The 25,565-nt window shown below is 66.2% G+C and carries 21 protein-coding genes and 2 pseudogenes; 12 read left to right on the forward strand and 11 right to left on the reverse strand.

Annotated elements, in window-relative coordinates:
• Positions 1-240 precede the first annotated feature (240 nt).
• The 3 genes and pseudogenes from ACFPN1_RS02120 (at position 241) to ACFPN1_RS02130 (ending at position 7,996) form a co-directional block, all read left to right on the forward strand.
• Positions 241-1,380, forward strand: coding sequence for an efflux RND transporter periplasmic adaptor subunit (locus tag ACFPN1_RS02120; protein WP_386752578.1), 1,140 nt, complete (start codon positions 241-243; stop codon positions 1,378-1,380).
• A 42-nt stretch (positions 1,381-1,422) separates the two neighbouring features.
• A pseudogene (locus ACFPN1_RS02125) lies at positions 1,423-4,860 on the forward strand (efflux RND transporter permease subunit); the annotation flags it as partial.
• Positions 4,861-4,894: 34 nt separating this feature from the next.
• The gene (locus ACFPN1_RS02130; protein WP_386752579.1) at positions 4,895-7,996 is read left to right on the forward strand and encodes an efflux RND transporter permease subunit; all 3,102 of its coding nucleotides are present in this window, start codon (positions 4,895-4,897) and stop codon (positions 7,994-7,996) included.
• Positions 7,997-8,080: 84 nt separating this feature from the next.
• On the opposite strand, the gene ACFPN1_RS02135 is transcribed toward ACFPN1_RS02130, so the two are convergent.
• The 9 genes and pseudogenes from ACFPN1_RS02135 to ykgO all read right to left on the reverse strand — a co-directional run bounded on the left by ACFPN1_RS02135 (position 8,081) and on the right by ykgO (position 14,819).
• Positions 8,081-9,301: a TraB/GumN family protein gene (locus tag ACFPN1_RS02135; RefSeq protein ID WP_386752580.1), complete on the reverse strand. Its 1,221-nt coding sequence runs from the start codon at positions 9,299-9,301 to the stop codon at positions 8,081-8,083.
• Positions 9,302-9,411: 110 nt separating this feature from the next.
• On the reverse strand, positions 9,412-10,350 hold the full coding sequence (locus tag ACFPN1_RS02140) for an alpha/beta hydrolase (protein ID WP_386752581.1): 939 nt from the start codon (positions 10,348-10,350) through the stop codon (positions 9,412-9,414).
• 19 nt (positions 10,351-10,369) lie between these two features.
• On the reverse strand, positions 10,370-10,972 hold the full coding sequence (locus ACFPN1_RS02145; protein WP_386752582.1) for a TetR/AcrR family transcriptional regulator: 603 nt from the start codon (positions 10,970-10,972) through the stop codon (positions 10,370-10,372).
• Positions 10,973-11,040: 68 nt separating this feature from the next.
• Positions 11,041-11,535, reverse strand: a pseudogene (locus ACFPN1_RS02150) (N-acetyltransferase family protein).
• 64 nt (positions 11,536-11,599) lie between these two features.
• Positions 11,600-12,487 carry a carbon-nitrogen hydrolase gene (locus tag ACFPN1_RS02155; RefSeq protein ID WP_386752584.1) on the reverse strand — a complete coding sequence of 296 codons (888 nt, stop codon included), beginning with the start codon at positions 12,485-12,487 and terminating at the stop codon, positions 11,600-11,602.
• A 17-nt stretch (positions 12,488-12,504) separates the two neighbouring features.
• Entirely contained in the window at positions 12,505-13,020 is a 516-nt protein-coding gene (locus tag ACFPN1_RS02160; protein ID WP_386752585.1) for a DUF1697 domain-containing protein, read from the reverse strand.
• Positions 13,021-13,044: 24 nt separating this feature from the next.
• Positions 13,045-14,082, reverse strand: a complete 1,038-nt coding sequence (locus tag ACFPN1_RS02165) for an agmatine deiminase family protein (protein ID WP_386752587.1) — start codon at positions 14,080-14,082, stop codon at positions 13,045-13,047.
• Between the two features lie 69 nt (positions 14,083-14,151).
• Positions 14,152-14,538, reverse strand: coding sequence for a hypothetical protein (locus ACFPN1_RS02170; protein ID WP_386752589.1), 387 nt, complete (start codon positions 14,536-14,538; stop codon positions 14,152-14,154).
• Positions 14,539-14,693: 155 nt separating this feature from the next.
• Positions 14,694-14,819, reverse strand: a complete 126-nt coding sequence (gene ykgO, locus ACFPN1_RS02175; RefSeq protein ID WP_010342887.1) for a type B 50S ribosomal protein L36 — start codon at positions 14,817-14,819, stop codon at positions 14,694-14,696.
• Positions 14,820-14,978: 159 nt separating this feature from the next.
• Here ykgO and cmk point away from each other — a divergent pair, with 159 nt between their 5' ends.
• The 8 genes from cmk (at position 14,979) to galU (ending at position 23,350) form a co-directional block, all read left to right on the forward strand.
• On the forward strand, positions 14,979-15,650 hold the full coding sequence (gene cmk / locus ACFPN1_RS02180; protein WP_386752590.1) for a (d)CMP kinase: 672 nt from the start codon (positions 14,979-14,981) through the stop codon (positions 15,648-15,650).
• 174 nt (positions 15,651-15,824) lie between these two features.
• A complete protein-coding gene (rpsA, locus tag ACFPN1_RS02185) occupies positions 15,825-17,513 on the forward strand; it encodes a 30S ribosomal protein S1 (protein WP_386752591.1) in 1,689 nt (562 codons plus the stop codon).
• Between the two features lie 153 nt (positions 17,514-17,666).
• Positions 17,667-17,969: an integration host factor subunit beta gene (locus ACFPN1_RS02190; protein WP_386752593.1), complete on the forward strand. Its 303-nt coding sequence runs from the start codon at positions 17,667-17,669 to the stop codon at positions 17,967-17,969.
• Between the two features lie 112 nt (positions 17,970-18,081).
• Entirely contained in the window at positions 18,082-18,342 is a 261-nt protein-coding gene (locus ACFPN1_RS02195; protein WP_386752595.1) for a lipopolysaccharide assembly protein LapA domain-containing protein, read from the forward strand.
• Between the two features lie 3 nt (positions 18,343-18,345).
• The gene (lapB, locus tag ACFPN1_RS02200; RefSeq protein WP_386752596.1) at positions 18,346-19,521 is read left to right on the forward strand and encodes a lipopolysaccharide assembly protein LapB; all 1,176 of its coding nucleotides are present in this window, start codon (positions 18,346-18,348) and stop codon (positions 19,519-19,521) included.
• A 3-nt stretch (positions 19,522-19,524) separates the two neighbouring features.
• Positions 19,525-20,523 carry an MraY family glycosyltransferase gene (locus ACFPN1_RS02205; RefSeq protein WP_386752598.1) on the forward strand — a complete coding sequence of 333 codons (999 nt, stop codon included), beginning with the start codon at positions 19,525-19,527 and terminating at the stop codon, positions 20,521-20,523.
• Complete coding sequence (locus ACFPN1_RS02210; protein ID WP_386752599.1) at positions 20,520-22,433, forward strand: polysaccharide biosynthesis protein; 1,914 nt, start codon at positions 20,520-20,522, stop codon at positions 22,431-22,433. The genes ACFPN1_RS02205 and ACFPN1_RS02210 overlap by 4 nt, the downstream gene beginning before the upstream one ends.
• Positions 22,433-23,350: a UTP--glucose-1-phosphate uridylyltransferase GalU gene (galU, locus tag ACFPN1_RS02215; RefSeq protein ID WP_386752601.1), complete on the forward strand. Its 918-nt coding sequence runs from the start codon at positions 22,433-22,435 to the stop codon at positions 23,348-23,350. The genes ACFPN1_RS02210 and galU overlap by 1 nt, the downstream gene beginning before the upstream one ends.
• A gap of 30 nt (positions 23,351-23,380) precedes the next feature.
• On the opposite strand, the gene ACFPN1_RS02220 is transcribed toward galU, so the two are convergent.
• The gene (locus ACFPN1_RS02220) at positions 23,381-23,812 is read right to left on the reverse strand and encodes a hypothetical protein (RefSeq protein ID WP_386752603.1); all 432 of its coding nucleotides are present in this window, start codon (positions 23,810-23,812) and stop codon (positions 23,381-23,383) included.
• 111 nt (positions 23,813-23,923) lie between these two features.
• On the opposite strand from ACFPN1_RS02220, the gene ACFPN1_RS02225 reads away from it, so the two are divergent.
• The gene (locus ACFPN1_RS02225) at positions 23,924-24,274 is read left to right on the forward strand and encodes a tRNA-binding protein (RefSeq protein ID WP_386752605.1); all 351 of its coding nucleotides are present in this window, start codon (positions 23,924-23,926) and stop codon (positions 24,272-24,274) included.
• 51 nt (positions 24,275-24,325) lie between these two features.
• Here ACFPN1_RS02225 and ACFPN1_RS02230 read toward each other — a convergent pair whose 3' ends face one another.
• The gene (locus ACFPN1_RS02230; protein ID WP_386752607.1) at positions 24,326-25,534 is read right to left on the reverse strand and encodes an acetyl-CoA C-acyltransferase; all 1,209 of its coding nucleotides are present in this window, start codon (positions 25,532-25,534) and stop codon (positions 24,326-24,328) included.
• Positions 25,535-25,565: the final 31 nt, after the last annotated feature.

A 25,565-nucleotide genomic window follows, 5' to 3' on the forward strand; every position in this document is an offset into this window, starting at 1 on the left:
GCCGAGGCGAAACGTGCAACGCGTGTGCCTCTTTCCGCATCCCAGTGAGCGCCGCCCGCGTCGGAGTGGAGGCTTGCATGCGTCCGACCGGTGGCTGCTCCAGGCCCGTGGCGGCAGTCACCATGACCTTCGGCGGATGGCTGCTTTCCGGGTGGGTGATATACCTACATACAACACCGGCATACAGCCAGAAAACAGCCGGAAAACGCCCTTCAACCGTTGCCCCAGGGACCGCCCCCCATGCGCCAGACTCCGTTCCGCCCCGTTCTTTCCAAGGTGCCCGTCGTGCTGACCAGCCTGCTGGTCACCGGCGTGCTGGCCCTGTCCGCCTGCAAGGGCGGCGGCGAGGCCGCTGCCAATGGCAAGGACGACCCGAAGAAGAAGGGACCCGAAGCGATTCCGGTCGAAGTCGCCCAGGCGTCGCGCCGCGCCGTGGCCGCCAGCTACGCCGGTACCGCGCCGCTGGAGGCCCGCGCCGAGGCCCAGGTCATCGCCAAGGTCTCCGGCGTGGCCCTGCAGGTGCTGGTCGAGGAAGGCCAGTACGTGCATGCCGGCCAGACCCTGGTCCGGCTGGACTCCGCCCGCACGGCGCTGGTCGCCGCGCAGAGCGCTGCCCAGATGCGCAAGCTCGAGGCGAACTACGCGCGCTCCAGGCAGCTCGCCGAGCAGAAGCTGATGAGCGCCAACGACATCGACCAGCTGCGCTACGACCTCGAGAACGCCCGTGCGGCCAACAACGCCGCGAACCTGGAACTCGCGTACGCCAATGTCACCGCTCCGATCTCGGGCGTGATCGCGTCGCGTTCGATCAAGGCGGGCAATTTCGTGCAGATCAACACGCCGATCATGCGCATCGTCGACGTGTCGCGGCTGGAAGCCGTGCTCAACGTGCCCGAGCGCGAACTGGCCACGTTGAAGGCCGGTCTGCCGGTGCAACTCGCCGTCGACGCGCTGCCGGGCAAGAGTTTCACCGGCAAGGTCGACCGCGTGTCGCCGGTGGTGGATTCGGGTAGCGGCACCTTCCGCGTCGTGTGCGCGTTCGCGGATGGCAATGCACTGCGTCCGGGCATGTTCGGCCGCATCAGGATCGATTACGACCAGCGCGCCGACGCGCTCGTCGTGCCGCGCGCCGCGCTGCTCGAAGACGAAGCCGATCCGGCCGTGTTCGTCGTCCGCAACAAGAAGAGTGCCCGCGTGCCGGTCAAGCTCGGTTACATGGACGGCGAATGGGCCGAAGTCCGCAGTGGCATCCAGCAGGGCGAGCAGGTCGTGATCGCCGGCAAGGCCGCCCTGCGCGACGGCACCGAAGTGCAGGTGATCGGGCAGCCGGGTGCCAAGGCCGAGTCCGCCGCGCCCGCCACTGCCACTGCGCAGCGCTGACCGGAGGCCTCCCTCGTGAGCCATACCTCGCAAGCCTCATCGGGGTTGATCGAGTTCGCCACGCGCCGCCGCGTCACGGTGGCGATGGTGACTCTCACCTTCGTGCTGTTCGGCCTGATTGCCCTGTCCGGGCTCAAGGTCAACCTGCTGCCCGACCTGAGCTATCCCACGCTGACGGTGCGCACCGAATACACCGGTGCTGCACCCACCGAAATCGAAACCCTGATCACCGAGCCGGTCGAGGAAGCCGTCGGCGTGGTCAAGGGCCTGCGCAAGCTGAAGTCCGTTTCGCGCACCGGCCAGAGCGACGTCGTGCTCGAGTTCGCCTGGGGTACCGACATGGACCAGGCCAGCCTCGAAGTGCGCGACAAGATGGAAGTCGTGCAGCTGCCGCTGGAAGCGAAGAAGCCGGTGCTGCTGCGCTTCAATCCGTCGACGGAGCCGATTCTTCGTCTTGCGCTGACGTCGAAGACCGATGGCGATTCCTTGCGCGCACTGGGCGCCCTGCGTCGCTACGCGGAAGAGGACCTGAAGAAGAAGCTGGAACCGGTCGACGGAGTCGCCGCGGTGAAGGTCGGCGGTGGTCTCGAGGACGAAATCCAGGTCGACATCGACCAGCAGAAGCTGGCGCTGCTCAACCTGCCGATCGAGACCGTGATCCAGCGTCTGCAGCAGGAAAACATCAACATTTCCGGCGGCCGCCTCGAGGAAGGCTCGCAGCGCTACCTCGTGCGCACGGTCAACCAGTTCGCGACCGTGGACGAAATCCGCGAGATGCTCGTGACCACGCAGTCGGCCGGCGGCGGTGCCGCGGCGAGTGCCGCTGCGGAAATGGCGCGCGTGGCCGCGGCAACCGGCAATGCGGCCGCGATGGCCGCAGCGCAGTCGGTGCAGAGCGCGAATTCGGGCAGCTCGTCCGTTGTCGCCGGTGGCATGCCTGTGCGCCTGAAGGACATCGCCGAAGTCCGCCAGGGCCACAAGGAACGCGAAGCCATCATCCGCCTCGGCGGCAGGGAAGCGGTCGAGCTGGCCGTCTACAAGGAAGGCGACGCCAACACCGTTGCCACTGCCGACGCGATCCAGGCCCGCCTGAAGGAGCTGAAGGACCAGATTCCGCCGGACGTCGAGCTGACCACCATTGACGACCAGTCGCAGTTCATCCGCCATGCCATCAGCGACGTGAAGTGGGATGCGGTGATCGGCGGCTTCCTCGCCATCCTGATCATCTTCCTGTTCCTGCGCGATGGCTGGAGCACGTTCGTGATCGGCCTGTCGCTGCCGGTCTCGATCATTGCGACGTTCTTCTTCATGGGCCAGATGGGCCTGAGCCTCAACGTGATGTCGCTGGGCGGCCTCGCGCTGGCCACGGGCCTCGTCGTCGACGACTCGATCGTGGTGCTCGAATCCATCGCCAAGGCGCGCGAACGCGGCCTGGGCATCCTCGACGCGGCCATCCAGGGCACGCGCGAGGTGAGCATGGCCGTGGTCGCCTCGACCCTGACGACGATCGCGGTGTTCCTGCCGCTGGTGTTCGTCGAAGGCATTGCCGGCCAGCTGTTCCGCGACCAGGCGCTGACCGTGGCGCTTGCCATCGCGATCTCGCTGGTCGTGGCGATGACCCTGATCCCGATGCTGAGCGCGCTCAAGGGCCGCGCGCCGATGGCGTTCCCGGAAGAAGCGCCGCATCCGAAGTGGCAGCCGGCCTCGCGCGTGCTCAAGCCGGTGGCGGCCGTCGAGCATGGCATCGGCGCGGCGTCGCGCGGCGGCTTCTTCGGCATCGCCTGGCTGGTGGTGCGGATGTGGCGCGGCGTGAGCGCCGTGGTCGGTCCGGTGATGCGCAAGGCCAGCGATCTGGCGATGGCGCCGTATCACCGCGCCGAGAAGGGCTATCTCAAGCTGTTGCCCGCCGCGATGGGCAAGCCGTGGCTGGTACTCGGCTCGGCTGCGGTCGTGTTTGCGCTGACGCTTGCCGTGGTGCCGATGCTGGGCGCGGACCTGATCCCGCAGCTCGCCCAGGACCGCTTCGAAATGACCGTCAAGCTGCCGCCGGGCACGCCGCTGCGCGACACCGACGACCTAGTGCGCGAACTGCAGCGCCAGCATGCGAAGGACGACGGCATTTCCGTGCTGTACGGCGTCTCCGGCAGCGGCACGCGACTGGATGCCAATCCCACCGAGAGCGGCGAAAACATCGGCAAGCTCACGGTGGTGATGGCCAACGGCGGCAGCAAGGAGATCGAAGCGGCCGAAACCGAGCGCCTGCGCGCCACGATGGCCGGCCACACCAACGCACAGGTCAACTTCGCCCGTCCGGAGCTCTTCAGCTTCTCCACGCCGCTGGAAATCGAACTGCGCGGCAATGACCTCGCGACGATCGAAAAGGCCGGCCAGAAGATGGCGGCGATGCTGCGCAAGAACGCGCACTACGCCGACGTGAAGTCGACGGTGGAGCAGGGCTTCCCCGAGATCCAGATCCGGTTCGACCAGGATCGCGCCGCTGCGCTGGGCCTGACCACGCGCCAGATCGCCGATGTGGTGGTGAAGAAGGTGCGCGGCGACGTGGCCACGCGCTACAGCTTCCGCGACCGCAAGATCGACGTGCTGGTGCGAGCGCAGGAATCCGATCGCGCGTCGGTGGACAGCATCCGCCGCCTGATCGTCAATCCGAACAGTGCGCGTCCGGTGACGCTGGATTCGGTGGCCGACGTCGTCGCCACCACCGGTCCCAGCGAAATCCATCGCGCCGACCAGGTCCGCGTCGCCATCGTCTCGGCGAACTTGCGCGACATCGACCTGGGCGGCGCGGTGCAGGAAGTGCAGCAGATGGTCCAGGCGCAGCCGCTGGGCGCCGACGTGCGCATGCACATCGGCGGCCAGGGCGAGGAACTGGCCGAGTCGGTGAACTCGCTGCTGTTCGCTTTCGGCCTGGCGATCTTCCTGGTCTATCTGGTGATGGCCTCGCAGTTCGAATCGCTGCTGCACCCGTTCGTCATCCTGTTCACCATCCCGCTGGCCCTGGTGGGCGCGGTGCTCGCGTTGCTGCTGACGCGCTCGCCGGTGTCGGTGGTGGTGTTCATCGGCCTGATCCTGCTGGTCGGCCTGGTGGTGAAGAACGCGATCATCCTGATCGACAAGGTCAACCAGCTGCGCGAGGATGGTGTCGCCAAGCACGATGCGCTGATCGAAGGCGCCCGTTCGCGACTGCGCCCGATCATCATGACCACCACCTGCACCCTGTTCGGCTTCCTGCCGCTGGCCCTGGCCTTCGGCGAGGGCGCGGAAGTGCGCTCGCCGATGGCGATCACGGTGATCGGCGGTCTGCTGGTGTCGACGATGCTGACCCTGATCGTCATCCCGGTGGTCTACGACCTGCTGGATCGTCGCTCCGACGCGTACTACCGCGAGCGTGGCCTGCGTGCCCGCCGCGAGAAGGCCGAAACCGCTGCCGCCATCGATGCGGATCCGGAGGCGGCAGGATGATCATTGCAGCCCAACGCAACGGGAGCGCAGCCGCATGAGCGTCGCCGAGCTGAGCATCAAGCGTCCCGTCACGGCGATCATGTTCTTCGTGTCGCTGTTCGTGGTCGGCCTCATTGCGGCGATCCGCCTGCCGCTGGAGGCCTTCCCCGAAGTATCGCCGCCTTTCATCTTCGTGCAGATCCCGTACGCGGGATCGACGCCCGAAGAGGTCGAGCGCACCGTGCTGCGTCCGGTCGAAGAGGCCATGTCGACCATGAGCGGCATCAAGCGCATGGACTCCGAGGCCAAGGCGGACAACGCGCAGATCTTCATGCAGTTCAAGGACTGGAACCGCGATGTCGCCATCGCGGCTTCCGAGGCACGCGAACGCATCGATGCCATTCGCGCCGACCTGCCGGATGACCTGCAGCGCTACTTCGTCTTCAAGTTCTCCACGACCGACCAGCCCGTGCTTCGCGTGCGCCTGGCCAGCCAGTCGCAGAACCTGGTCAATGCCTACGAACTGATCGATCGCGAGTTCAAGCGTCGCCTCGAGCGGATTCCGGGCGTCGCCCGCGTCGAGATTTCCGGCGCGCCGCCGAACGAAGTCGAGGTCGCGATCCAGCCGGATCGGCTGACCGCGCACAACATCGGCCTGAACGATCTGACCAAGAGCCTGCAGGCGTTGAATTTCTCGGTGTCTGCCGGTGAGATCGAGGACGGCGGTCGCCGCCTGCGCGTGCAGCCCGTCGGCGAACTCGCGGACCTGCAGCAGTTGCGCGATCTCCCCGTCGCCAACGGTGTCCGCCTGGGCGACATCGCCGACGTGCGCCTGAAACCCTCGCGCATGGACATGGGCCGTCGCCTCGACGGGCATCCCGCCGTGGGCCTGGACATCTTCAAGGAACGCAACGCGAACCTGGTGGAGGTCTCGAAGAACGCGCTCAACGAGGTCAAGGCGATCCAGAACGAGCCCGCGCTGCAGGGCGTGCAGGTCAAGATCATCGAGGACCAGGGCGAGAACGTCACCAAGTCGCTGCTGGAACTGGCCGAAGCCGGTGGCATCGGCCTGTTGCTGTCGATCGCGGTGCTGTTCTTCTTCCTGCGCCACTGGCCGTCGACGCTGATGGTGACCCTGGCGATTCCGATCTGCTTCGTGATGACGCTGGGCTTCATGTACTTCACCGGCGTCACCCTCAACATCCTGTCGATGATGGGGTTGCTGCTTGCGGTCGGCATGCTGGTCGACAACGCCGTCGTGGTCGTCGAGAGCATCTACCAGGAACGCGAGAAGATGCCGGACCAGCCGCGCCTGGCATCCATCCTGGGCACGCGCCACGTGGCGATCGCGCTGTCGGCGGGCACGCTGTGCCACTGCATCGTGTTCGTGCCGAACCTGTTCGGCGAGCGCAACTTCATCAGCATCTACATGTCGCAGATCGCGATCACCATCTCGGTGTCGCTGCTGGCGTCGTGGCTGGTGGCGGTGAGCCTGATCCCGATGATCTCCGCGCGCCTGAAGACGCCGCCGGCGGTCCGCAACGAAGGCGGCCTGATCCCGCGCCTGCAGCGGCGTTACGCCGGCCTGCTGCGCTGGACGCTGGAGCACCGCGGCAAGAGCATCCTGGGCATCCTGCTCATCATCTTCGTCAGCTTCATTCCCATGAAGATGACCAAGGTGAACATGTTCGGCGGCGAAGAGGGCAAGGAGACCGAGTTCTACTACCAGTGGAACGGCAGCTACACCAAGGAGCAGATGTCGGACGAGGTGGCGCGTGTCGAGGCGTTCTTCGACGCCAACCGCAAGCGTTTCCACATCCAGCAGGTCTATTCCTGGTACAGCGAGCAGGGTTTCGCCGGCACGCGCATCACGTTTGCCGACGATGCCGGAGCGATCAAGCCGCTGGTCGACAAGATCAGCAAGGAACTGCCGAAGTCGGCGCGCGCGTCGATCGGTGCCGGCGGCCAGGATGGTCCCGGCGGTGGCGGACCCGGTCAGAAGGCGCAGGTATTCCTGGTTGGCGATTCCACGCAGACGCTGGCCGATCTCGGTCGCGACATCGTGCCGATCCTGTCCAAGCGCAAGGAGCTGCGCGACGTGCGCGTCGATATCGGCGATACCAACAGCGAGCTCAACGTCCGCGTGGATCGCGAGCGCGCGGCGGCGTTCGGCTTCAGTGCGCAGCAGGTGTCGCAGTTCGTCGGGCTCGCGCTGCGCGGCGCGCCATTGCGCGAGTTCCGCAAGGGCGACAGCGAGGTGCCGGTGTGGGTGCGCTTCGCCGGTGCGGACAAGTATGGCGTCGAGGACATCGCGTCCTTCATGGTCCGCGCGCCGGATGGCCGTACCGTGCCCCTGCTCGCCATGGTCGATGTGAACGTGCGACCGGCGGCGACGTCGATCAAGCGCGCCAACCGCCAGACCACGCTGACGATCACCGCCGGCCTGCCGGACAAGGTGACGATGCCGGAAGCGCGCAAGGCGATCGAGGAGACGCTGAAGTCGGTGTCGTTCCCGGCCGGCTACAGCTACACCTTCGAAGGTGGTGGCTTCGGCGACGATGACGAGGCGATGGGGCAGATGTTCTTCAACCTCGCCATCGCACTGGTGCTGATCTACATCGTGATGGCGGCGGTGTTCGAATCGCTGCTGTTCCCGTCGGCGATCATGTCGGGCGTGCTGTTCTCGGTGTTCGGTGTGTTCTGGCTGTTCTGGATCACGGGTACCGAGTTCAACATCATGGCCTTCATCGGCATCCTGGTGCTGATGGGCGTGGTGGTGAACAACGGCATCGTGATGATCGAACACATCAACAACCTGCGGCGTCGCGGCCTGTCGCGCACCGAGGCGTTGGTGGAGGGCAGCAAGGAGCGCTTGCGCCCGATCCTGATGACGATGGGCACGGCGATCCTGGCGATGGTGCCGATCGCGATCGGCGGCACGCAGATGGGCGGCGATGGTCCGGCGTACTACCCGATGGCCCGCGCCATCGCCGGCGGCCTGGCGTTCTCGACGATCGTCAGCCTGCTGTTCCTGCCGACGATCTACGCGCTCCTGGACGATCTGCGCGCGGGCACGGTGCGCATCATCAAGCGCGCCCGTGGCAAGCGCGAATTGGCCATGCCAGGCGCATCGGTGACGGCGGTCCTGCCCGAGTAAGTGAAGCAGAAAAAACGGGCCCGCGAGGGCCCGGATGGAAACGGCGAATCGGCCCCACTCCCGCAGGAGTGGGCCGATCTGTTTTCAGCTGACGAACTTGCCGACGATGCGTGCCAGGCCGATCCATTCGCCTGCGATGGTGCCGAAGCAGGTCAGCATGAAGTTGAGCAATACGCGGGAGACGCGGTTGCGGTACCAGCCGCGCAGCGTCTGCGCATCTTCGCGCAGGGCCAGGAAGTCGGCGTAGGTCGGTTTGCGCAGGCGCGCCTCCACCAGTGCGCTGAACGCACCCGAGGGCATTGCGGGACGGAAGGGTTTGAACGGTGCGGCTGCCGCGCCCGCGAGCACGCTCAGGGGATGGCCGCCCGCGATGGCGCAACCGAGCGCGGTGAGACCCGCGGTGATGGCGATCCACTGCAGTAGCACGTCGGTGCCCAGCTTCAGGCCGCCATGACTGAAGCCCCATCCCAGGCCCGCCAGCAGGATCGCCGACAGCACGAGGGTGAACCAGGGCACCTTGCTCTTCTGGTGCACGATTTCGAGTTCTTCGCGGATCGCCACCGGATCGCGGGTCTCTTCGCGCAGATGCCTGGCCAGTCCCTGCAGGTGGCCAGCGCCGACCACGGCCAGGACTTCGCGCGCATCGCCGTGCGTTTCGCGCAGGCGCGCGGCCATGTAGCGATCGCGCTCGGCAATCACGCCTTCGTACAGCTCCGGACTGCTGCTGGCGAATTCGCTGAAGCTCGACTCCAGCATGTCGCCCTGCTTGAGCTTTTCGATGTCGTCGGCGCCGACCTCGTCGCTGGCGAACAGACCCGCGACCAGTCCGCTGCCCAGTTTCATGCGTCCCCAGAAGCCGAGCCTGGCGGCGGCGCGCTTGAAGGTAAGGCCGACTTCGCGATCGATCAGGTGCACCGGGAGATTGCGCTCGCGTGCGTCGAGGACGGCCTGTTTCAATTCGGCGCCGGGCTCGATGCCCAGTTGTTCGGCGAGGCGGCGCTGGTAGGCGGACAGGGCGAGATTGGCGGCGAACATCGCCACGCGGCCGGTGCGGATCACCTGGATCAGGTCGAGCTTGGCGAGGGCTTCGGGATCGGTCAGCGCCTGCAGGCGCGGCGGATCGAGTTCGACCGCCACCGCATCGAACCGGCCGGTACCGATCGCTTCCTTCACCGCATCGATGCTGGCGCGCGAGACGTGCGCCGTGCCCAGCAGCGTGTAGCGGACGCCATCGCGTTCGACGATGGCATGCGGTTGCGTGGCGAGGAAATGCTCGGGCGTTGTGGCGGTGGTTTCAGCGGTCATCGACGAATCGGGATGCGGGCGGAACGCCGGATTTCTTCCGGCGGCCGCGCAGCATAGTCGTTCCGGTGCACCGATGCCCGAATGCGCACGCCCGATGCGCCTGCGCCGGTTCAGGCAAAGCCGTAGGGCAGGTTGGGGCTGGAGACCACGCGTTCGCCCACCGTTTCCCCGCCCAGAAAGCGCAGCGCCGCCGCGATCACGCCGGCGTCGTCGGCGATGCGGTTGTGGCCGAGGCCGCGGGTGCTCAGCAGTCGCGAGTCGTGCCAGAAGCGGGCGTAGCGTTCGCCTTCCGACCAGGGCACTTCGCGATCTTCGACGTCGTGCACGATCAGCGCCGGGCGACCGATCTTCGGCGCGTTGTTATGCGCCTGCAGGTCGTCCGCATCGAAGCGCATCGCCTGCTCGAAGCGCGCGAACATGCGGCGTCCCAGATATCCGGCCAGCCAGACGAAACGCGAGAAGCGTTCGACGGCCGCCAGCGGATCCGCGGCCGGAGCGATCAGGATCGCCCGCTGCGCGTCCAGCCCGCGCGCCAGCGCCAATGCGCTTGCCGCACCGCCGAGCGAGTGGCCGATCACGGCCGCTGCCGGGCCGAAATGGCGACCGACCGCTAGCAGGTGGCAGGTGAAGTCGGGCAGGGTGGTGTAGGTCCCGCTGCTGCGGCCATGTGCGGCCTGGTCGAACGCGACGATCGCGTAACCCGCGTCGCGCAGGGGCTTCAGCCAGGACGCGATGCGCGTGCCGTGGCTGGACCAGCCGTGCGCGAACAGCACGTAGGGCTGGCGGTGGGGATCGCCCCAGACGTAGGCATGGATGCGGGTGCCGTCGATGTCGAGTTCGAGTTCGTCGGCGCCCCAGGTCGGCGCGGCCATCGCACGTGTACGCGAGGAGGTGAAGGGGCGGGTGAAGAGGCGGCCGGCCTTGCGCACGACGGCTTCGGGAGCGAGCCACGCGCCCAGCAGGAATTCGAAACGGACCGCGTAGAGCGGCAAAAGATTACGAACGATCGTGCTAATCGAGGGCGAGCGATGGGGGGCGACGACGGCCATGGCGGATACCTCGTGGGGGTCAGGCGGAATTGGCGGCGAACCAGCGTTCGACGGCGCGTTCGCCCAGGGCGCGGGCGTGGTCGTACCCGAACAGCCCGGACTGGTGGTGGACGGTCAACGGAATCGAATAGAGCTCGAAGGCGTACTGCTCGCTGTCGCCGGGGCGCAGGTGGCCGCACTCGATGGCCAGTTCGATGGCCCGGCGCAGCACATCGCGCCAGCGCGCTTCGTTGCGGGCGACCTGGTCGTGCAGTAGGCCCGGACGGTCGTCGTACTCGGTCACCGAACTCATCAGGACGCAACCGCCGCGGTTGGTGGAGCGCACCCATTCGAACCAGTTGTGCATGATCGCCCGCAGGCGCGGGAGCCCGCGGGGCTGTGCAAGGGCAGGCCCGAGCACCGCTTCGCCGAAGCGGGTGGCGGCCGATTCGATGACGGCCAGCTGGAGGTCCTCGCGGGAGCCGAAATGGGCGAAGACGCCGCTCTTCGACATGCCCACGGCCTGGGCCAGCGGGCCGATGGACAGGCCTTCGACCCCCGAGACCCGGGCCATCTCGTAGGCCCGCTCGATGATGGCCTCACGGGTGGCGGTGCCTTTCGAAGTGGCGGTCAGTGCGGACATGGCGCGAAAAATAGCACGATCGTTCGTTCGTGGTTCGCCGCTCGTCGGCCGGAAGCCGATGGAGCGGATCAGCGGTCGTCAGGCCCGGTCAGGACGCCTTGGCCCAGCGGGCGCTGCATCTGCACGGTATCGAGCCAGCGACCGTGCTTGCGTCCCAGGCCTTCGAAGATGCCGACGGTGCGGAATCCCATCCGTTCGTGGAGGGCGATCGAAGCCACGTTCGAGCGGTCGCCGATCACCGCGACCATCTGTCGACAGCCCATCCCGCTGCACGTCGCGATCAGATGGGCCAGCTAGGCCCGACCGATGCCGCGGCCATGCAGCTCCGGGTGCACGTAGACGGTGTCCTCGACGGTCCAGCGGTAGCCCTCACGCATGCGGTAGCTGCTGGCGTAGCCGTAGCCGGCGAACCGGCCAGCGTATTCGGCGACCACATACGGATAACCCTGCACGACGATGGCCTGCCAGCGACGCGTCATCTCGGCCTCGTCGGGTGGCACGTACTCGTACGTGGCGACGCCGTCGAGGACCTCGCCGGCATAGAGCGCGGAAATGGCCGCCATGTCGGTGGCCTGGGCGTGGCGCAGCACCAGGTCGGCCGAAACTGACGGCTGCGCGATGGATATGTCAGTCGCGGTAGCGCTTGAGCAGGTCGCCGTAGGCGTCGATGCGCCGGTCGCGCAGGAACGGCCAGATGCGGCGGACGTGCTCGCTGCGTTCCATGTCCACTTCGCACATGAGGATCTCGGGCTCGTTCTGGTTCGCCTCGGCGAGGAATTCGCCCTGCGGGCCGAGCACGTGACTCGAACCCCAGAACCGGATGCCCGACGTGCCCAGCGGCGAGGCTTCGTGCCCGACGCGATTGCACGACAGCACGGGCAGGCCGTTCGCGACGGCATGGCCGCGGTGGCTCAGGATCCAGGCATTGCGCTGGCGATCCTTCTCCGGCTGTTCGTCGTCCGGATCCCAGCCGATCGCGGTGGGATAGAGCAGCAGTTCCGCGCCGGCCAGCGCCATCAGGCGCGCGCCTTCCGGATACCACTGGTCCCAGCAGACCATCACGCCGAGGCGACCCACCGAGGTGTTGATCGGCTCGAAGCCGATGTCGCCCGGGGTGAAGTAGAACTTCTCGTAGAAGCCCGGATCGTCCGGGATGTGCATCTTGCGGTACTTGCCTGCGGTCGAGCCGTCCTTTTCGAAGACCACGGCGGTGTTGTGGTAGAGGCCGGTCGCACGCTTCTCGAACAACGAACTCACCAGCACGATGCCGTGCTGCTTCGCCAAAGCACCCAGGCGCTCGGTGCTCGGGCCGGGAATGGTTTCGGCGAGGTCGAACTCGCACACGTTCTCGTGCTGGCAGAAGTACGGGCCGTTATGCAGTTCCTGCAACAGCACCAGTCGCGCGCCGCGCCTGGCCGCTTCGGCGACACGGGTTTCGATCACGGCGAGGTTGGCGTCGGCGTCGCCGTGGTTGCGCTCCTGGATCAGGGCGACGGGCAGGGTGGTCTTCTTCATGGGCGAATTGTAGGCGCTCAGGCCGCGGCGCACTTCCTGACGGTATCCCAGGTGCGGGTGGTGATCGCGCTGCCGAAGGTCTTCTCGAGCAAGGCCATGAACGCGGGCGTTCCGGGCACGGGCGTGTACGCGGTGAAGATCTCGGCGCCCTGGATCGCGAGGATGCGGGCACCGTCCTTTTCGGGCGGCAGCTTCGGTGGCGGGTCGAACGGTTCGCGCAGGAACGTCACGACGCGTTTTGCCGTGGCCGGCAGGCGGAAGTTCCGGAACGGATCGGCATCGATCAGCGCCTGAAGCCGCGCCACGGGACGCACCACCGTCCAGAAGCTGCGGTCGAGCGATTCCGTCATCGCGGCCTCGGCCTTGCGCGCGAGGGCAAGCTCGGAGCGCGAGGTGGCATCGAAGACCACGTTCCCGCTCGACAGCACGGTCCTGACGTTGGTGAAGCCCGCGGCTTCGAAGCAGCGCTTGAGCTCCGGCATCTTCGCGTTCATCGGGCTGACGCCGCGAAGGAAGGCTACGTAGCGTGGCATGGGCGCGGCTTCGGACCGGCGAAATCAGGCTGCCACGACGCCGGCGGGCAGCTGCATGGTGATGCAGTGCAGGCTGCCGTTCTGCCAGATCAGCGGGCGGCAGGGGACCGCGACGACTTCACGATCGGGGAAGGCTTCGGCGAGAACGGCCTGGGCCTTCGCATCGGCCGCGTCGCCGTAGGCGGGCATCAGCACGGCGCCGTTGATGATGAGGAAGTTGGCGTAGCTGGCGGCCAGGCGGCGGCCTTCGTCGATCACCGGTTTCGCCCATGGCAACGGGAACAACCGGTAGGGCTGACCGTCGCGGGTTCGCAACGCCGCTATTTCATCTGCCATCGCCTTGAGCTCGGCGAAGTGCGAGTCGGCCGGATCGTCGCAGGCCTGGAACACGATCGCGTCCGGCGCGGCGAAGCGGGCGAGGGTGTCGATGTGCGCGTCGGTGTCGTCGCCTTCCAGGTAGCCGTGGTCGAGCCACAGCACGCGATCCTGATGCAGCCAACCGGCGAGCTTGCGGGTGATGTCGTCGCGGCTCGCGGCCGGGTGACGTTCGTGCAGGCAGCGCCAGGTGCTCAGGAGGCTGCCGTCGCCATCGGTTTCGATTGCGCCACCTTCCAGCGCAAAATCAATCGGTTGCCGTGAACTCTTCAAGAAAGTTCCTGCCTGATCGAGATGCTCGACCAGCTGGTCGTCGCGGCTGGCTTCGAACTTGCCGCCCCAGCCGGTGAAGCGAAAATCGAGCAGGCGGAAACCGGCGCCGTCGCGCAGGGTGATCGGGCCCGAGTCGCGCAGCCAGGTGTCGTCGTACCCGGCCGGAAGGAAGTGCACGCGGGACAGGTCCACCCGGGCCGAGCGCAGTCGCGCTTCGGCGTAGGTCTGCAGGTCGTCGTCGGCCACGCAGACCAGCACCGGCTGGAAGCGCGTGATCGCGGCGACCAGGGCGATGTAGGTCTCCTCGACTTCGCCCAGTCGATCCGCCCAGTCGGTGTCGGCGTGGGGCCAGGCGATGAGGATGGCGGACTGGGGTTCCCATTCCGCGGGGAAGCGAGGAGGAGCTGGATTCATTGGAGTGGGGCAAAGAAAAACGGCGGGCATGATACCCGCCGTCCGGTGGTCCGATGGTGCGTCGGATCGTTACTTGATCGGGGGTTTGGGGCCGATCTCGCTGGCGTCGGCCTTGTTGGCGACGACGTCGATGACGCGACTCTTCTCGAAATAGACGGTGAAGGCCGGGTAGACCCAGCGGTTGATCGTGGGCCACTGGCGCTTCTGTCCGCCGCGCGGGTCGAGCTTGTCGGAGGGCGCGCCGTACTTCGCCTCGACCTGGGCCATGGTCTGGCCACGGACGGGCATGGCGGCCTTGTTTTCTTCCTGCACGCGCTCGATCAGCAGCGTGCTGGTCTGGGTCTCGGTAGTGGCGGGCGGGACGTCGGCCGCGGCGGGTTGGGTATCGGTCTGGGCCGAGGCGGTTCCGGCCAAGGCCAGGAGGGCGAACATCGGGACGGCGATACGGGCTTTCATTAGCGTGGCACTCCCCAGTGGACGGGCGATTGTACGCACAAGCGTGCAAGCGACGGCAGCAAGACGCCGTCACGGTTTCGCACGCGGATCTGGCCTTGGGAAACGCAAAAGGCCGCCTTGCGGCGGCCTTCCGGTCGAACGGCGATCGCTGGCGCTTAGCGCTGGCGAGCCTTGAAGCGCGGGTTCGACTTGCAGATCACGAAGACCTTGCCACGGCGGCGGACGACCTTGCAGTCGCGGTGGCGGGCCTTCGCCGACTTCAGGGAGGACAGGACCTTCATGACAGACCTCGGACGAAATGGGTGAAAAGACGGTGGGGCGAAACGAAGCCCGCGATTCTAAGGGGCAAACTGTCGGAAGATCAAGTGGTTGCGCGATCCGCCGGTTCGCACCGGCCGGCCGGCGAAGGGCGGCTTGCGTAGCCCCGGCATAATGCTCCGATGACCGACACCATTCCCGTACTCACGATCGACGGCCCCTCCGGCTCCGGCAAGGGCACCATCAGCCGCCTCGTCGCCCAGCGTCTGGGCTGGCATTACCTCGATTCCGGCGCCCTGTACCGGGCGGTCGGGGTGGCTGCCGGGTGGGAGGGCATCGACCTCGACGACCATGCGGCCCTGGTCCGGTGCACCTTCGATACCACCATCGAGTTCCGGGAAACGGCCAGCGAGCTGCGGGTGATGGTCAATTCGGTGGATGCCACCGACGAACTGCGGACCGAGACCGCCGGAGCGGCCGCCTCCGCCATCGCCGCCATTCCGGAAGTCCGCTCCGCCCTCAAGGATCGCCAGCGGGCTTTCCGGCAGTCCCCCGGGCTGGTGGCCGACGGACGGGACATGGGGACCGTCATCTTCCCGGATGCCGCCTACAAGGTATTCCTGACCGCCAGTGCCGAGGAAAGGGCAGAAAGACGCTATAAGCAGTTGATGGAAAAAGGGGTTTCCGTTACATTGAGCGGTCTGCTGCGGGAGATTCTCGCCCGCGACGCCCGTGACGCCCAGCGTGCCGTGGCGCCGTTGCGGCCGGCCGATGACGCCGTCCGTATCGACACCACCGGTCTTGCGATCGACACGGTCGTCGAACAGGTGCTGGCGCTGTTGCCCGGCCACTGAGCGAGAGTCCATCGCGGCAGACAAGCCCCCGGCGCAATCCTGCGATGGGATTCCAACCACTGGTGCGTCACTCCCGACTGCACCGCACAACGGGTGGGTCGCCGGATCCTGGTGGATTCGCTTCGAGTCTGCCGTCCCCCGTCCGCGACCCGTGTGTTCAACCGAGTAATTTCAATGACCGAATCATTTGCCGAACTGTTTGAACAGAGCCAGACCAATCTGGCCAAGCTGAAGCCGGGCTCGATCGTCGTCGGTACCGTCGTCGACGTTCGTGGTGACGTCGTCGTCATCAATGCCGGCCTCAAGTCCGAAGGCATCGTGCCGATCGAACAGTTCCGGAACGACGCCGGCGAAATCGACGTGGGCATCGGCGACGAAGTCAAGGTCGCCCTCGACTCGATCGAGAACGGCTTCGGCGAAACCGTGCTCTCGCGCGAGAAGGCCAAGCGTTCGATGGTGTGGGACGAGCTGGAAGAAGCTCTCCAGGCCAACGCCACCATCACCGGCCGCATCAGCGGCAAGGTCAAGGGCGGCTTCACCGTCGACATCAAGGATGTCCGCGGCTTCCTGCCGGGTTCGCTGGTCGACGTGCGCCCGGTGCGCGACTCGTCCTACCTCGAAGGCAAGGAACTCGAGTTCAAGCTCATCAAGCTGGACCGCAAGCGCAACAACATCGTCGTCTCCCGCCGCGCGGTGGTCGAGAGCGAACATTCGGAAGAGCGCGAGCAGCTGCTCGAGAAGCTGGTCGAGGGCGCCGTGCTGAAGGGTGTGGTCAAGAACCTCACCGACTACGGCGCGTTCGTCGACCTCGGCGGCATCGACGGCCTGCTGCACATCACCGACATGGCGTGGAAGCGCGTGCGTCACCCGTCCGAAGTGGTCGAAGTCGGCCAGGAACTGGACGTCCGCGTGCTCAAGTACGACCGCGAGCGCAACCGTGTTTCGCTGGGCCTCAAGCAGCTGGGCGAGGATCCGTGGGACAACATCGCCCGTCGTTACCCGGCCAACACCCGCGTGTTCGGCAAGGTCTCCAACGTCACCGATTACGGCGCGTTCGTCGAGATCGAGCCGGGCGTCGAAGGCCTGGTGCACGTCTCCGAAATGGACTGGACCAACAAGAACGTCAACCCGTCGAAGATCGTGCAGGTCGGCGACGAAGTTCAGGTCATGGTCCTCGATGTGGACGAAGAGCGCCGCCGCATCTCGCTGGGCATGAAGCAGGTCACCAGCAACCCGTGGGAAACCTTCGCGGCGATCCACAAGAAGGGCGACAAGGTGTCGGGCCAGATCAAGTCGATCACCGACTTCGGCATCTTCATCGGCCTGGATGGCGGCATCGACGGCCTGGTCCACCTGTCCGACATCAGCTGGAACACCACCGGCGAAGACATCGTGCGCAACTTCAAGAAGGGCGACACGCTGGAAGCCGTGGTGCTGGCCGTTGATCCGGAACGCGAGCGCATCTCGCTCGGCGTCAAGCAGCTCGAGCAGGATCCGATGGGTCAGTTCGTGGCTTCCAACGCCAAGGGTTCGATCGTCAGGGGCACGGTGAAGGAAGTCGACGCCAAGGGCGCGACGGTCGAGCTGGAAGGTGGCGTGGAAGGCTACATCGCCGCCCGCGACATCGCCCGCGAACGCATCGACGACGCCTCGCAGCACCTGAAGGTCGGCCAGGAGATCGAAGCCAAGATCATCGGCAACGATCGCAAGGGCCGCACCATGCAGCTGTCGATCAAGGCGAAGGACGAAGCCGAGCAGCAGGAAGCCCTGGCGGACTACAACCGCGCCTCGGCCGAAGCCGCCAGCGGTACCACCAAGCTGGGCGCGCTGCTGCGCGAACAGCTGGGCAACAAGGGCGAGTAATCCCGCACCTGTTGAGCTAAGTTGTTGAAACAACGAAGGCGGCCCGGCATGCCGGGTCGCCTTCGGTCTGTAAGGCGATCCGGCCCGGTCGGGTCGATCGGGGAGGACGCAGTGGGGTGCGTCCACCGGTAGTCAGGGGAGCGAAGCCACGTCATGACCAAGTCCGAACTGATCGAGATCCTGTCGCAGCGCCAGGCGCACCTGAAGGGCGATGACGTGGATCTGGCGGTGAAGGCTCTGCTCGAGATGATGGGCAGCGCGCTTTCCTCCGGCGAGCGGATCGAAATCCGAGGCTTCGGCAGCTTCTCCCTGCATTTCCGTCCACCGCGCCTGGGGCGCAATCCCAAGACGGGCGAATCGGTCGCGCTGCCCGGCAAGCATGTTCCGCACTTCAAGCCCGGCAAGGAACTGCGCGAGCGCGTCAGTGGCGTGATTCCCGTCGAAGAGAACGACTGATCCCAGGCCGTTCCATCGCCACGGCGGCGACAGTTTTCCCGCGAGGTGCATCGCCTCGTTGCCGTGCGTCCATTAAGCTACGTCGATGGCCCGAAGCCAGTCGGAGGTGTCCATGCGCGTGATACGCCTGCTCATCGCATTCGCCTGCATCGCCCTGGGTGCGATCGTCGGTGCGCTCAATCGTCAGGCGACGATCGTTGACCTCGGAGCCGCGCGGATACCGACCAGCCTTGGCGTCGCCCTGCTGATAGCTCTGCTCCTCGGCGTGCTGCTGGGGGGCATGGCGATAGCGGCCAGTGTGGTCCTGCCACTGCGTCGCCGGATCGCGCGCCTGGAACGCCAGCAGGCGACAACCACCGACGCAGGGATGTAATCAATGGAATTCATCAACGAGTGGTTCTGGTTCTTCCTGCTGCTTCCGATTGCCGCCGTCAGCGGATGGGTGATCGGACGTCGCGGCGGTGAACGCCACAGCGACAGCCAGGTCAGCAAGCTGTCGATGACCTATTTCCGCGGCCTGAACTACCTGCTCAACGAGCAGCCGGACAAGGCGATCGAGTTGTTCCTGCATATCGCCGAACTCGACAAGGACACCTTCGAAACGCAGGTTGCGCTGGGACACCTGTTCCGCCGTCGCGGAGAAGTGGATCGGGCGATCCGCCTGCATCAGGCGCTCGTGCAGCGGCCGGGGCTGAGCGACCAGCAGAAGGTCCAGGCGCTGCTGGCGCTGGGCGAGGACTACATGCGTTCGGGTCTGCTAGACCGCGCCGAAACCGTCTTCAGCGATCTGGTGGCGCTGGACATGGCGCCGCTGGCGCTGAAGCATCTGATCGGCATCTACCAGTCCGAGCGCGACTGGGACAAGGCGATCGAGAATGCCCGTCGTTATGAAGCGGCGACCGGCGAGCCAATGGGCAAGCTCGTCGCCCAGTTCGAATGCGAAGTGGCCGAGCGCCAGCGCGCTGCCGGCGACGTGGAAGCCGCACGTGCGGCTGCGGCACGCGCTTACGAAGCGGATGCGAATTCCGTGCGTGCAGGGATGATCGAAGGGCGCATCGAACTGGATGCAGGCAACGATGCCGGCGCCATCCGCGCCTTCGAGCGGGTGGCCCGCGCCGATCCCGATTACCTTCCGGAAATCCTGCCGTCGTTGCTGCCCGCCTACGAGCGCGTGGGCGACCATCCGGGCGCACGCGCGTTTCTCGCGGAGATGTGCGAGCACTATCGCGGCATCGCCCCCGTGCTCGCACTGACGCAGATGGTCGAAGCCGACGAGGGCGTGTCCGCCGCACGGGCTTACCTCGCGCGGCAACTCAAGGATCGTCCGTCGGTGCGTGGCGAAGCGGCGCTCATCGATCTCACGCTGGCGGAACAGGCCGATCCGCTCGCGACCCTGCAGGATCTCAAGCACATCACCGACCAGCTGCTGGTGCGCAATCCCAGCTACCGATGCACGCGCTGTGGTTTCGGCGCGCGCAGCCACCACTGGCAATGCCCGAGCTGCAAGGAGTGGGGCACGGTCAAACCACTGTTGAACTACGCGGTGGTCTGATCCATGGCGCTTTGGCTGCTGCTGTACTTCGTCATCGGTCTGGCGGGCACATGGGTGGCCCGCCGGTATGCGATCCGTCGCGAACTCATCGACCACCCCGGCGAACGCCGCAGCCATGACATGCCCACGCCACGCGGCGGTGGCATCTCCATCGTCCTCGCCCTGTTGATCGCCGCCTGCGTGATCGGTTGGCGCGATCCGCGACACATCGTGCTGGTCGCGGCCTTCGTGGCAGGCCTGCTGCTGGTTTCGGGCGTGGGTCTGCTCGACGACCATCGCCCGCTGTCGCCCTGGTTGCGCCTTGGCGTGCAGGCGCTCGCTTCGATGCTGGTCGCGCTGGCTGCGGCAGGCACCTGGGGCAGCGTGCCGCTTGCCCTGCTGGCGTTCGTCGCGACGATGGCGCTGACGAACATCTGGAATTTCATGGACGGCATCAACGGACTGGCCGTGAGCCAGGCTGCGTTGGTCGCCCTGGGCCTCGCCTTCGTGTCTGCAAGCTGGGGCTGGTTGGCCCTGGCGCTGGTTGCCGCGTGCCTGGGATTCCTGCCGTTCAACTTTCCCCGCGCACGGATATTCCTCGGCGACGTGGGCAGTGGCGCACTCGGTTTCGCGTTGGCGGTGTTGCTCGTGATCGCCACGGCCGGGGCGAGCTTTCCGCCGGTACTCCTGTTGATGCCCCTGGCGGCCTTCGTGGTCGACAGCAGCCTGACACTTGCCCGGCGGATGCTCAGGGGTGAACGCTGGTGGATGCCGCATGCCCAGCATGCCTACCAACGCTGGGCAGCCGGTGCTGGCACTCACACGATCGTGACATTGGTGTACGCAGGCTGGACCGCCATCGGCTGGTTGTGTGTCTGGTGGCTGACGCGCGCGCCGGCCTTGGCCACGGTGGGCTGTGCGTCATGGCTGGCACTGAGTGTGGCTGCGTGGGCCTGCGTGCAGTATCTGCTTTCCACTGATAGGAAGTCGCGGACGGCGGCGATAAGGAAGGACGGGCGATGAGCTCATGGTTTGATCAATGGAAGAGCCTCCTGCCCCGGCAGGCGGTCGTGATGCACGACCTCTTCATGGTGTGGCTGGTGTGGCAGGCGCTGCACCGGCTGCGCTGGGGAATGGTGAGCAATCCGCCCGAGATTCCGCTGTGGAGCACCGAGATCGTCCTGGTGCTGGCAGCGCAGGGGTTGGTGTTCTGGCAGATCGGCCTGTATCGCGGGCTGTGGCGTTTCGCCAGCGTGCCGGACCTCTGGAACATCGTTAAGGCCAGCGTGCTGGGCCTGTTCGCGATACTGCTCGGACTGTTCCTCTACAACCGCCTGGACATGGTGCCGCGCACGGTACTGGTGCTGTACCCGCTCGCGTTGATGGCGATGCTGGGGGCTCCTCGATTGTTGTATCGCGCGTGGAAGGACAGCCGCATCGAAGGCAGGGGCAAGGAAGGCAGCGTCCGCACGCTGATATTGGGCGCGGGGCGCGCCGGCGAGGCGCTCGTCCGCGATCTGCGCCGCGTGGGCACGTATCACCCGGTGGGCTTCCTCGATGACGCGACCGTCCTGCGCGGAAGCAAGGTGCAGGGGGTTCCCGTCCTCGGAACCGTTTCCGAAGTCGCGGAAATCGCTCGCGAGACCGCAGCCAAGCTGCTCGTGATCGCGATGCCCTCTGCCGATGCAGTCGCCATGCAGCGGGTTCTTGCCGCCTGCGAACGGACGGGACTTCCGTTCCGCATGGTTCCGCGCCTGCAGGACCTTCTGGAAGGACGATCGCTGCCCGGTGAGCTGAAGGAAGTCGCCATCGAGGACCTGCTCGGGCGGAAGCCCGTACTTCCCGACTGGAAGTCCATCCGCGGCTGGTTGGGTGCGCGCACGGTGCTGGTGACGGGTGCGGGTGGTTCCATCGGTTCTGAACTGTGCCGGCAATGCGCGCGGCATGGGGCCCGGCGGATCGTGCTGATCGAGGTGGACGAGATCGCACTCACCACGACGGAAGCCCGGTTGCGCCGCGACTTTCCCGACATCGAATGCATTCCGTTGCTCGGCGATTGCGGCGATGCCGCGCTCATACGTCACGCGTTGACGCTGGCCGAACCCGATGCAGTCTTCCATGCGGCCGCCTACAAACAGGTTCCGCTGCTGGAAACGCAGTTGCGTGAAGCCGTACGCAACAACGTGCTGGCCACCAGCACGGTCGCGCACGCGTGCCGCGATCACGGCGTGGGGACCTTCGTCCTCATCTCCACCGACAAGGCGGTCGATCCGGTCAACGTCCTGGGGGCGACCAAACGCCTCGCGGAAATGACCTGCCAGTCCCTGGCCGACCAGCGTTCCACGCGTTTCGTTACCGTCCGCTTCGGCAACGTGCTGGACTCGGCGGGCAGTGTGGTCCCGCTGTTCCGCGAGCAGATCCGCAACGGCGGACCGGTGACGGTGACCGATCCGGAGGTGACGCGTTTCTTCATGACCATTCCGGAAGCGTGCCAGCTCATCCTGCAGGCATCCGCGATCGGAACGCACGAGGCGATCTACACGCTCGACATGGGCGAACCGGTGCCGATCCGGATGCTTGCCGAGCAGATGATCCGGCTGGCCGGCAAGCATCCGGGCCGCGATATCGCGATCGTCTACACCGGTCTGCGTCCCGGTGAAAAGCTGCACGAAACCCTGTTCCATGCCGATGAACGCTATCGGCCGACGGCGCACCCGAAGATCCTCCAGGCGGAGCCGCGCCAGGTATCGGCGCACGCGATCGAAAGTGCGATTGCCCAATTGCGGGAAGCCAGCGCGCGCTACGACATCGATGCGCTGAAGCTGCAGTTGCGGGCTGCGGTTCCCGAGTTCGAGCCCGTGGGCTCACACAACGTGCAGAACGAAGCGTCTACAGTGATTGCCTTCCCCGCCCGTAGCGCCAGGAATATTTGATGTCGCCAGTTTCGAAGCAGCCACGTATCCGCGCCGCCGTCTTCCCCGTCGCCGGGCTCGGGACGCGCTTTCTTCCCGCGACGAAGACGGTTCCGAAGGAGATGTTGCCCATCATCGACAGGCCGCTGATCCAGTACGCCGTCGACGAAGCCGTCGAAGCCGGGTGCGACACGCTGGTTTTCGTCACCAATCGCTACAAGCACGCGGTGGCCGACTACTTCGACAAGGCTTACGAACTCGAGCAGAAGCTGGAGCGCGCCGGAAAGTCCGAACAGCTCGACCTGATCCGCAATGTGTTGCCTCCGCATGTGCGCGCGGTGTTCGTCACGCAGGCCGAGGCTCTCGGGCTCGGCCATGCCGTGCTGTGCGCGAAGGCCATCGTGGGCAACCAGCCGTTCGCGGTCGTGCTTCCCGACGACCTGATCTGGAACCGCGGCGGTCCGGGTGCGCTGAAGCAGATGGCCGATGCGGCAGAAGCTACCGGCGCGAGCATCATCGCCGTCCAGGATGTTCCCCGTGCGCAAACGGGCAGCTATGGCATCGTGGCGACGGAGTCCTTCCAGGATCGGCAGGGCCGCATCACCGGAATCGTGGAGAAGCCTGCGCCTGAGGTCGCGCCGAGCACCCTGGCGGTGGTGGGGCGTTACGTGCTCAGTCCGCGCATATTCGATCTGCTCGAATCCACGCGCCCTGGTGCGGGCGGCGAAATCCAGCTCACCGATGCCATCGCGACCCTGCTGGCGGAGGAAGCCGTGACCGCCTACCGCTTCAAGGGCACACGCTTCGATTGCGGCACGCATATCGGACTGATCGAGGCCACGATCCGCTACGCCCTCGATCACGAGAAGCTGAGTGACTCCGCACGCAGGATGATGCAGAACGCTCTGGACGAACTCGGCGTCGAAGACCTGCAGTAGCCGGTAGCGCGCGGGATGCGCGCTTTGCGATCAACCGCGGAAATGCCACCAGGCCCATGCGGCCCAGGCAAGGAGTGCTCCACCCAGGACGAACAGGCCCAGGCCCGCGAATTCGACCCGTCCGGCCCACCTCAGGGCGGCGCGATCGCGGAGCACGCGCACGTCCCGCAAGGTTTTCCACTGCGAAGGCGGAAAGCGCCCCTCGAGCCGCGAGGCATAACCCATCCTTCGCAACGTCGATCCAAGACCGATGACGGGCAGGGCGAGTGCGATGCCCAGCCCGCACAGCAGCCCGCGAACCCAGGTGCGAACGGTTTCCGGATCACTGCTTCCCAGCTGGTGGGTGACGTTGTCGAGCCATACCTGCAATTGCCACAGCAGGATGCCGCACATCAGCGTGATGCCGGCAAGCAGCCACGGCGCCCGCCTGCGATAGGTCTTGTCAGCGTGGTGAATTTCCATCGCGCTCCTCCCGGAGCCGTCATGACACCCGCGCGGCGTTCCCGTGTCCAGACCATTCGTCCGCTATAACCATGCAATCGTCACAGATGTGGGACAGCGGGAGGGCAGTGCATGAGCGCCGATCGGAAGCCGGGGCAGATCAGCTGGGAGGATTTCGAGCGCGTCCTGCTGTGCGCAGGCACGGTGCTCAGGATCGAGGCGTTTCCGCAGGCGCGCAAGCCGGCCTGGAAGATCTGGGTGGACTTCGGGCCCCATGGCATACGCAAAACCAGCGCCCAGGTGCGGGCGCTTTATGCCGCGGAGGATCTGATCGGACGCCAGGTGGTGGGCGTGATCAACTTTCCGCCCAAGCAGATCGGGCCTTTCGTGTCGGAATTCCTGTTGACCGGATTCCACACGGACGATGGCGTGGTGATCACGACTGTCGAGCGGCCGGTTCCCGACGGCACGAGGATGGCCTGAAAGAAGAAGGGGCAGCCACGGCTGCCCCTCCCGCACGCCTCGCTGTCGGCTTTACAGCGCCTCGAAGATGCCGGCCGCGCCCATGCCGGTGCCGATGCACATCGTCACCATGCCGTACTTCTGCTGACGGCGGCGCAGGCCGTGCACGATGGTCGCGGTGCGTACGGCGCCCGTGGCACCAAGCGGATGGCCCAGCGCGATCGCGCCGCCCAGCGGATTGACCTTGGCCGGATCGAGTTCGCTGTCGCGAATGACGGCCAGCGCCTGCGCGGCGAAGGCTTCGTTGAGTTCGATCCAGTCGAGTTGGTCCTTGGTCAGGCCGGCCTGCTTGAGCGCCTTCGGGATCGCCGCGATCGGGCCGATGCCCATCACCTCGGGCCGCACGCCGGCCACGGAGAAGCTGACGAAGCGGGCCAGCGGCGTCAGGCCGTAGTCCTTGATCGCCTGTTCCGAGGCCAGCAGCACCGCGCCGGCACCGTCGCTCATCTGCGAGGAATTGCCGGCGGTGACGGTACCGCCGAACTGGCCGTTGCGGAACACCGGCCTCAGCTTCGCCAAACCCTCGAGCGAGGTGTCGGGACGCGGACCTTCGTCGGTTTCCACCAGTGTCTTCTTCAGGCGGATCGTGTTGCCCGCGACGTCGGGCAGGTGCGAAACGACTTCGTACGGTGAGATTTCCGTCTTGAACTCGCCCGCCTGGATCGCGGCGATGGCCTTCTGGTGCGAGGCGAGCGCGAAGGCGTCCTGGTCCTCGCGCGAGACCTTCCATTCCTCGGCGACCTTCTCGGCAGTGATGCCCATGCCGTAGGCGATGGCGACATTTTCGTTGTTGGCGAACACGCTCGGCGATAGTGCGACCTTGTTGCCCATCATCGGAACCATCGACATCGATTCGGTGCCGCCGGCGAGCACGAGGTCGGCGTTGCCGAGGCGGATCTGGTCCGCCGCCAGCGCCACGGCCTGCAGGCCCGAGGAGCAGAAGCGGTTGATGGTCTGCGCGGCCACGGTGTTGGGCAGGCCGGCCAGCAGCACGCCGATGCGCGCCACGTTCATGCCTTGCTCGCCTTCGGGCATGGCGCAGCCGATGATCGCGTCGTCGATGCGGTTGAGGTCGATGCCCGGCGCCTGTGCGACCACGCTGCGCAGCACGTGCGCGAGCATGTCGTCGGGTCGGGTGTTGCGGAACACGCCGCGCGGCGCCTTGCCGACCGGGGTGCGGGTGGCGGCGACGATGTAGGCGTCCTGGATTTGCTTGGTCATTGATGGGGCCTCAAGAGCGGGAACGGGGAAC

This window comes from Lysobacter yangpyeongensis (assembly GCF_042655745.1).
Taxonomy (GTDB): domain Bacteria; phylum Pseudomonadota; class Gammaproteobacteria; order Xanthomonadales; family Xanthomonadaceae; genus Agrilutibacter; species Agrilutibacter yangpyeongensis.

What these genes read in the sequence shown, in the direction of transcription:
- ACFPN1_RS02120 (WP_386752578.1), top strand. Translation starts at nt 241, where the DNA reads ATGCGCCAGACTCCGTTCCGCCCCGTTCTTTCCAAGGTGCCCGTCGTG.
- ACFPN1_RS02130 (WP_386752579.1), top strand. Translation starts at nt 4,895, where the DNA reads ATGAGCGTCGCCGAGCTGAGCATCAAGCGTCCCGTCACGGCGATCATG.
- ACFPN1_RS02135 (WP_386752580.1), bottom strand. Translation starts at nt 9,301, where the DNA reads ATGACCGCTGAAACCACCGCCACAACGCCCGAGCATTTCCTCGCCACG.
- ACFPN1_RS02140 (WP_386752581.1), bottom strand. Translation starts at nt 10,350, where the DNA reads ATGGCCGTCGTCGCCCCCCATCGCTCGCCCTCGATTAGCACGATCGTT.
- ACFPN1_RS02145 (WP_386752582.1), bottom strand. Translation starts at nt 10,972, where the DNA reads ATGTCCGCACTGACCGCCACTTCGAAAGGCACCGCCACCCGTGAGGCC.
- ACFPN1_RS02155 (WP_386752584.1), bottom strand. Translation starts at nt 12,487, where the DNA reads ATGAAGAAGACCACCCTGCCCGTCGCCCTGATCCAGGAGCGCAACCAC.
- ACFPN1_RS02160 (WP_386752585.1), bottom strand. Translation starts at nt 13,020, where the DNA reads ATGCCACGCTACGTAGCCTTCCTTCGCGGCGTCAGCCCGATGAACGCG.
- ACFPN1_RS02165 (WP_386752587.1), bottom strand. Translation starts at nt 14,082, where the DNA reads ATGAATCCAGCTCCTCCTCGCTTCCCCGCGGAATGGGAACCCCAGTCC.
- ACFPN1_RS02170 (WP_386752589.1), bottom strand. Translation starts at nt 14,538, where the DNA reads ATGAAAGCCCGTATCGCCGTCCCGATGTTCGCCCTCCTGGCCTTGGCC.
- ykgO (WP_010342887.1), bottom strand. Translation starts at nt 14,819, where the DNA reads ATGAAGGTCCTGTCCTCCCTGAAGTCGGCGAAGGCCCGCCACCGCGAC.
- cmk (WP_386752590.1), top strand. Translation starts at nt 14,979, where the DNA reads ATGACCGACACCATTCCCGTACTCACGATCGACGGCCCCTCCGGCTCC.
- rpsA (WP_386752591.1), top strand. Translation starts at nt 15,825, where the DNA reads ATGACCGAATCATTTGCCGAACTGTTTGAACAGAGCCAGACCAATCTG.
- ACFPN1_RS02190 (WP_386752593.1), top strand. Translation starts at nt 17,667, where the DNA reads ATGACCAAGTCCGAACTGATCGAGATCCTGTCGCAGCGCCAGGCGCAC.
- ACFPN1_RS02195 (WP_386752595.1), top strand. Translation starts at nt 18,082, where the DNA reads ATGCGCGTGATACGCCTGCTCATCGCATTCGCCTGCATCGCCCTGGGT.
- lapB (WP_386752596.1), top strand. Translation starts at nt 18,346, where the DNA reads ATGGAATTCATCAACGAGTGGTTCTGGTTCTTCCTGCTGCTTCCGATT.
- ACFPN1_RS02205 (WP_386752598.1), top strand. Translation starts at nt 19,525, where the DNA reads ATGGCGCTTTGGCTGCTGCTGTACTTCGTCATCGGTCTGGCGGGCACA.
- ACFPN1_RS02210 (WP_386752599.1), top strand. Translation starts at nt 20,520, where the DNA reads ATGAGCTCATGGTTTGATCAATGGAAGAGCCTCCTGCCCCGGCAGGCG.
- galU (WP_386752601.1), top strand. Translation starts at nt 22,433, where the DNA reads ATGTCGCCAGTTTCGAAGCAGCCACGTATCCGCGCCGCCGTCTTCCCC.
- ACFPN1_RS02220 (WP_386752603.1), bottom strand. Translation starts at nt 23,812, where the DNA reads ATGGAAATTCACCACGCTGACAAGACCTATCGCAGGCGGGCGCCGTGG.
- ACFPN1_RS02225 (WP_386752605.1), top strand. Translation starts at nt 23,924, where the DNA reads ATGAGCGCCGATCGGAAGCCGGGGCAGATCAGCTGGGAGGATTTCGAG.
- ACFPN1_RS02230 (WP_386752607.1), bottom strand. Translation starts at nt 25,534, where the DNA reads ATGACCAAGCAAATCCAGGACGCCTACATCGTCGCCGCCACCCGCACC.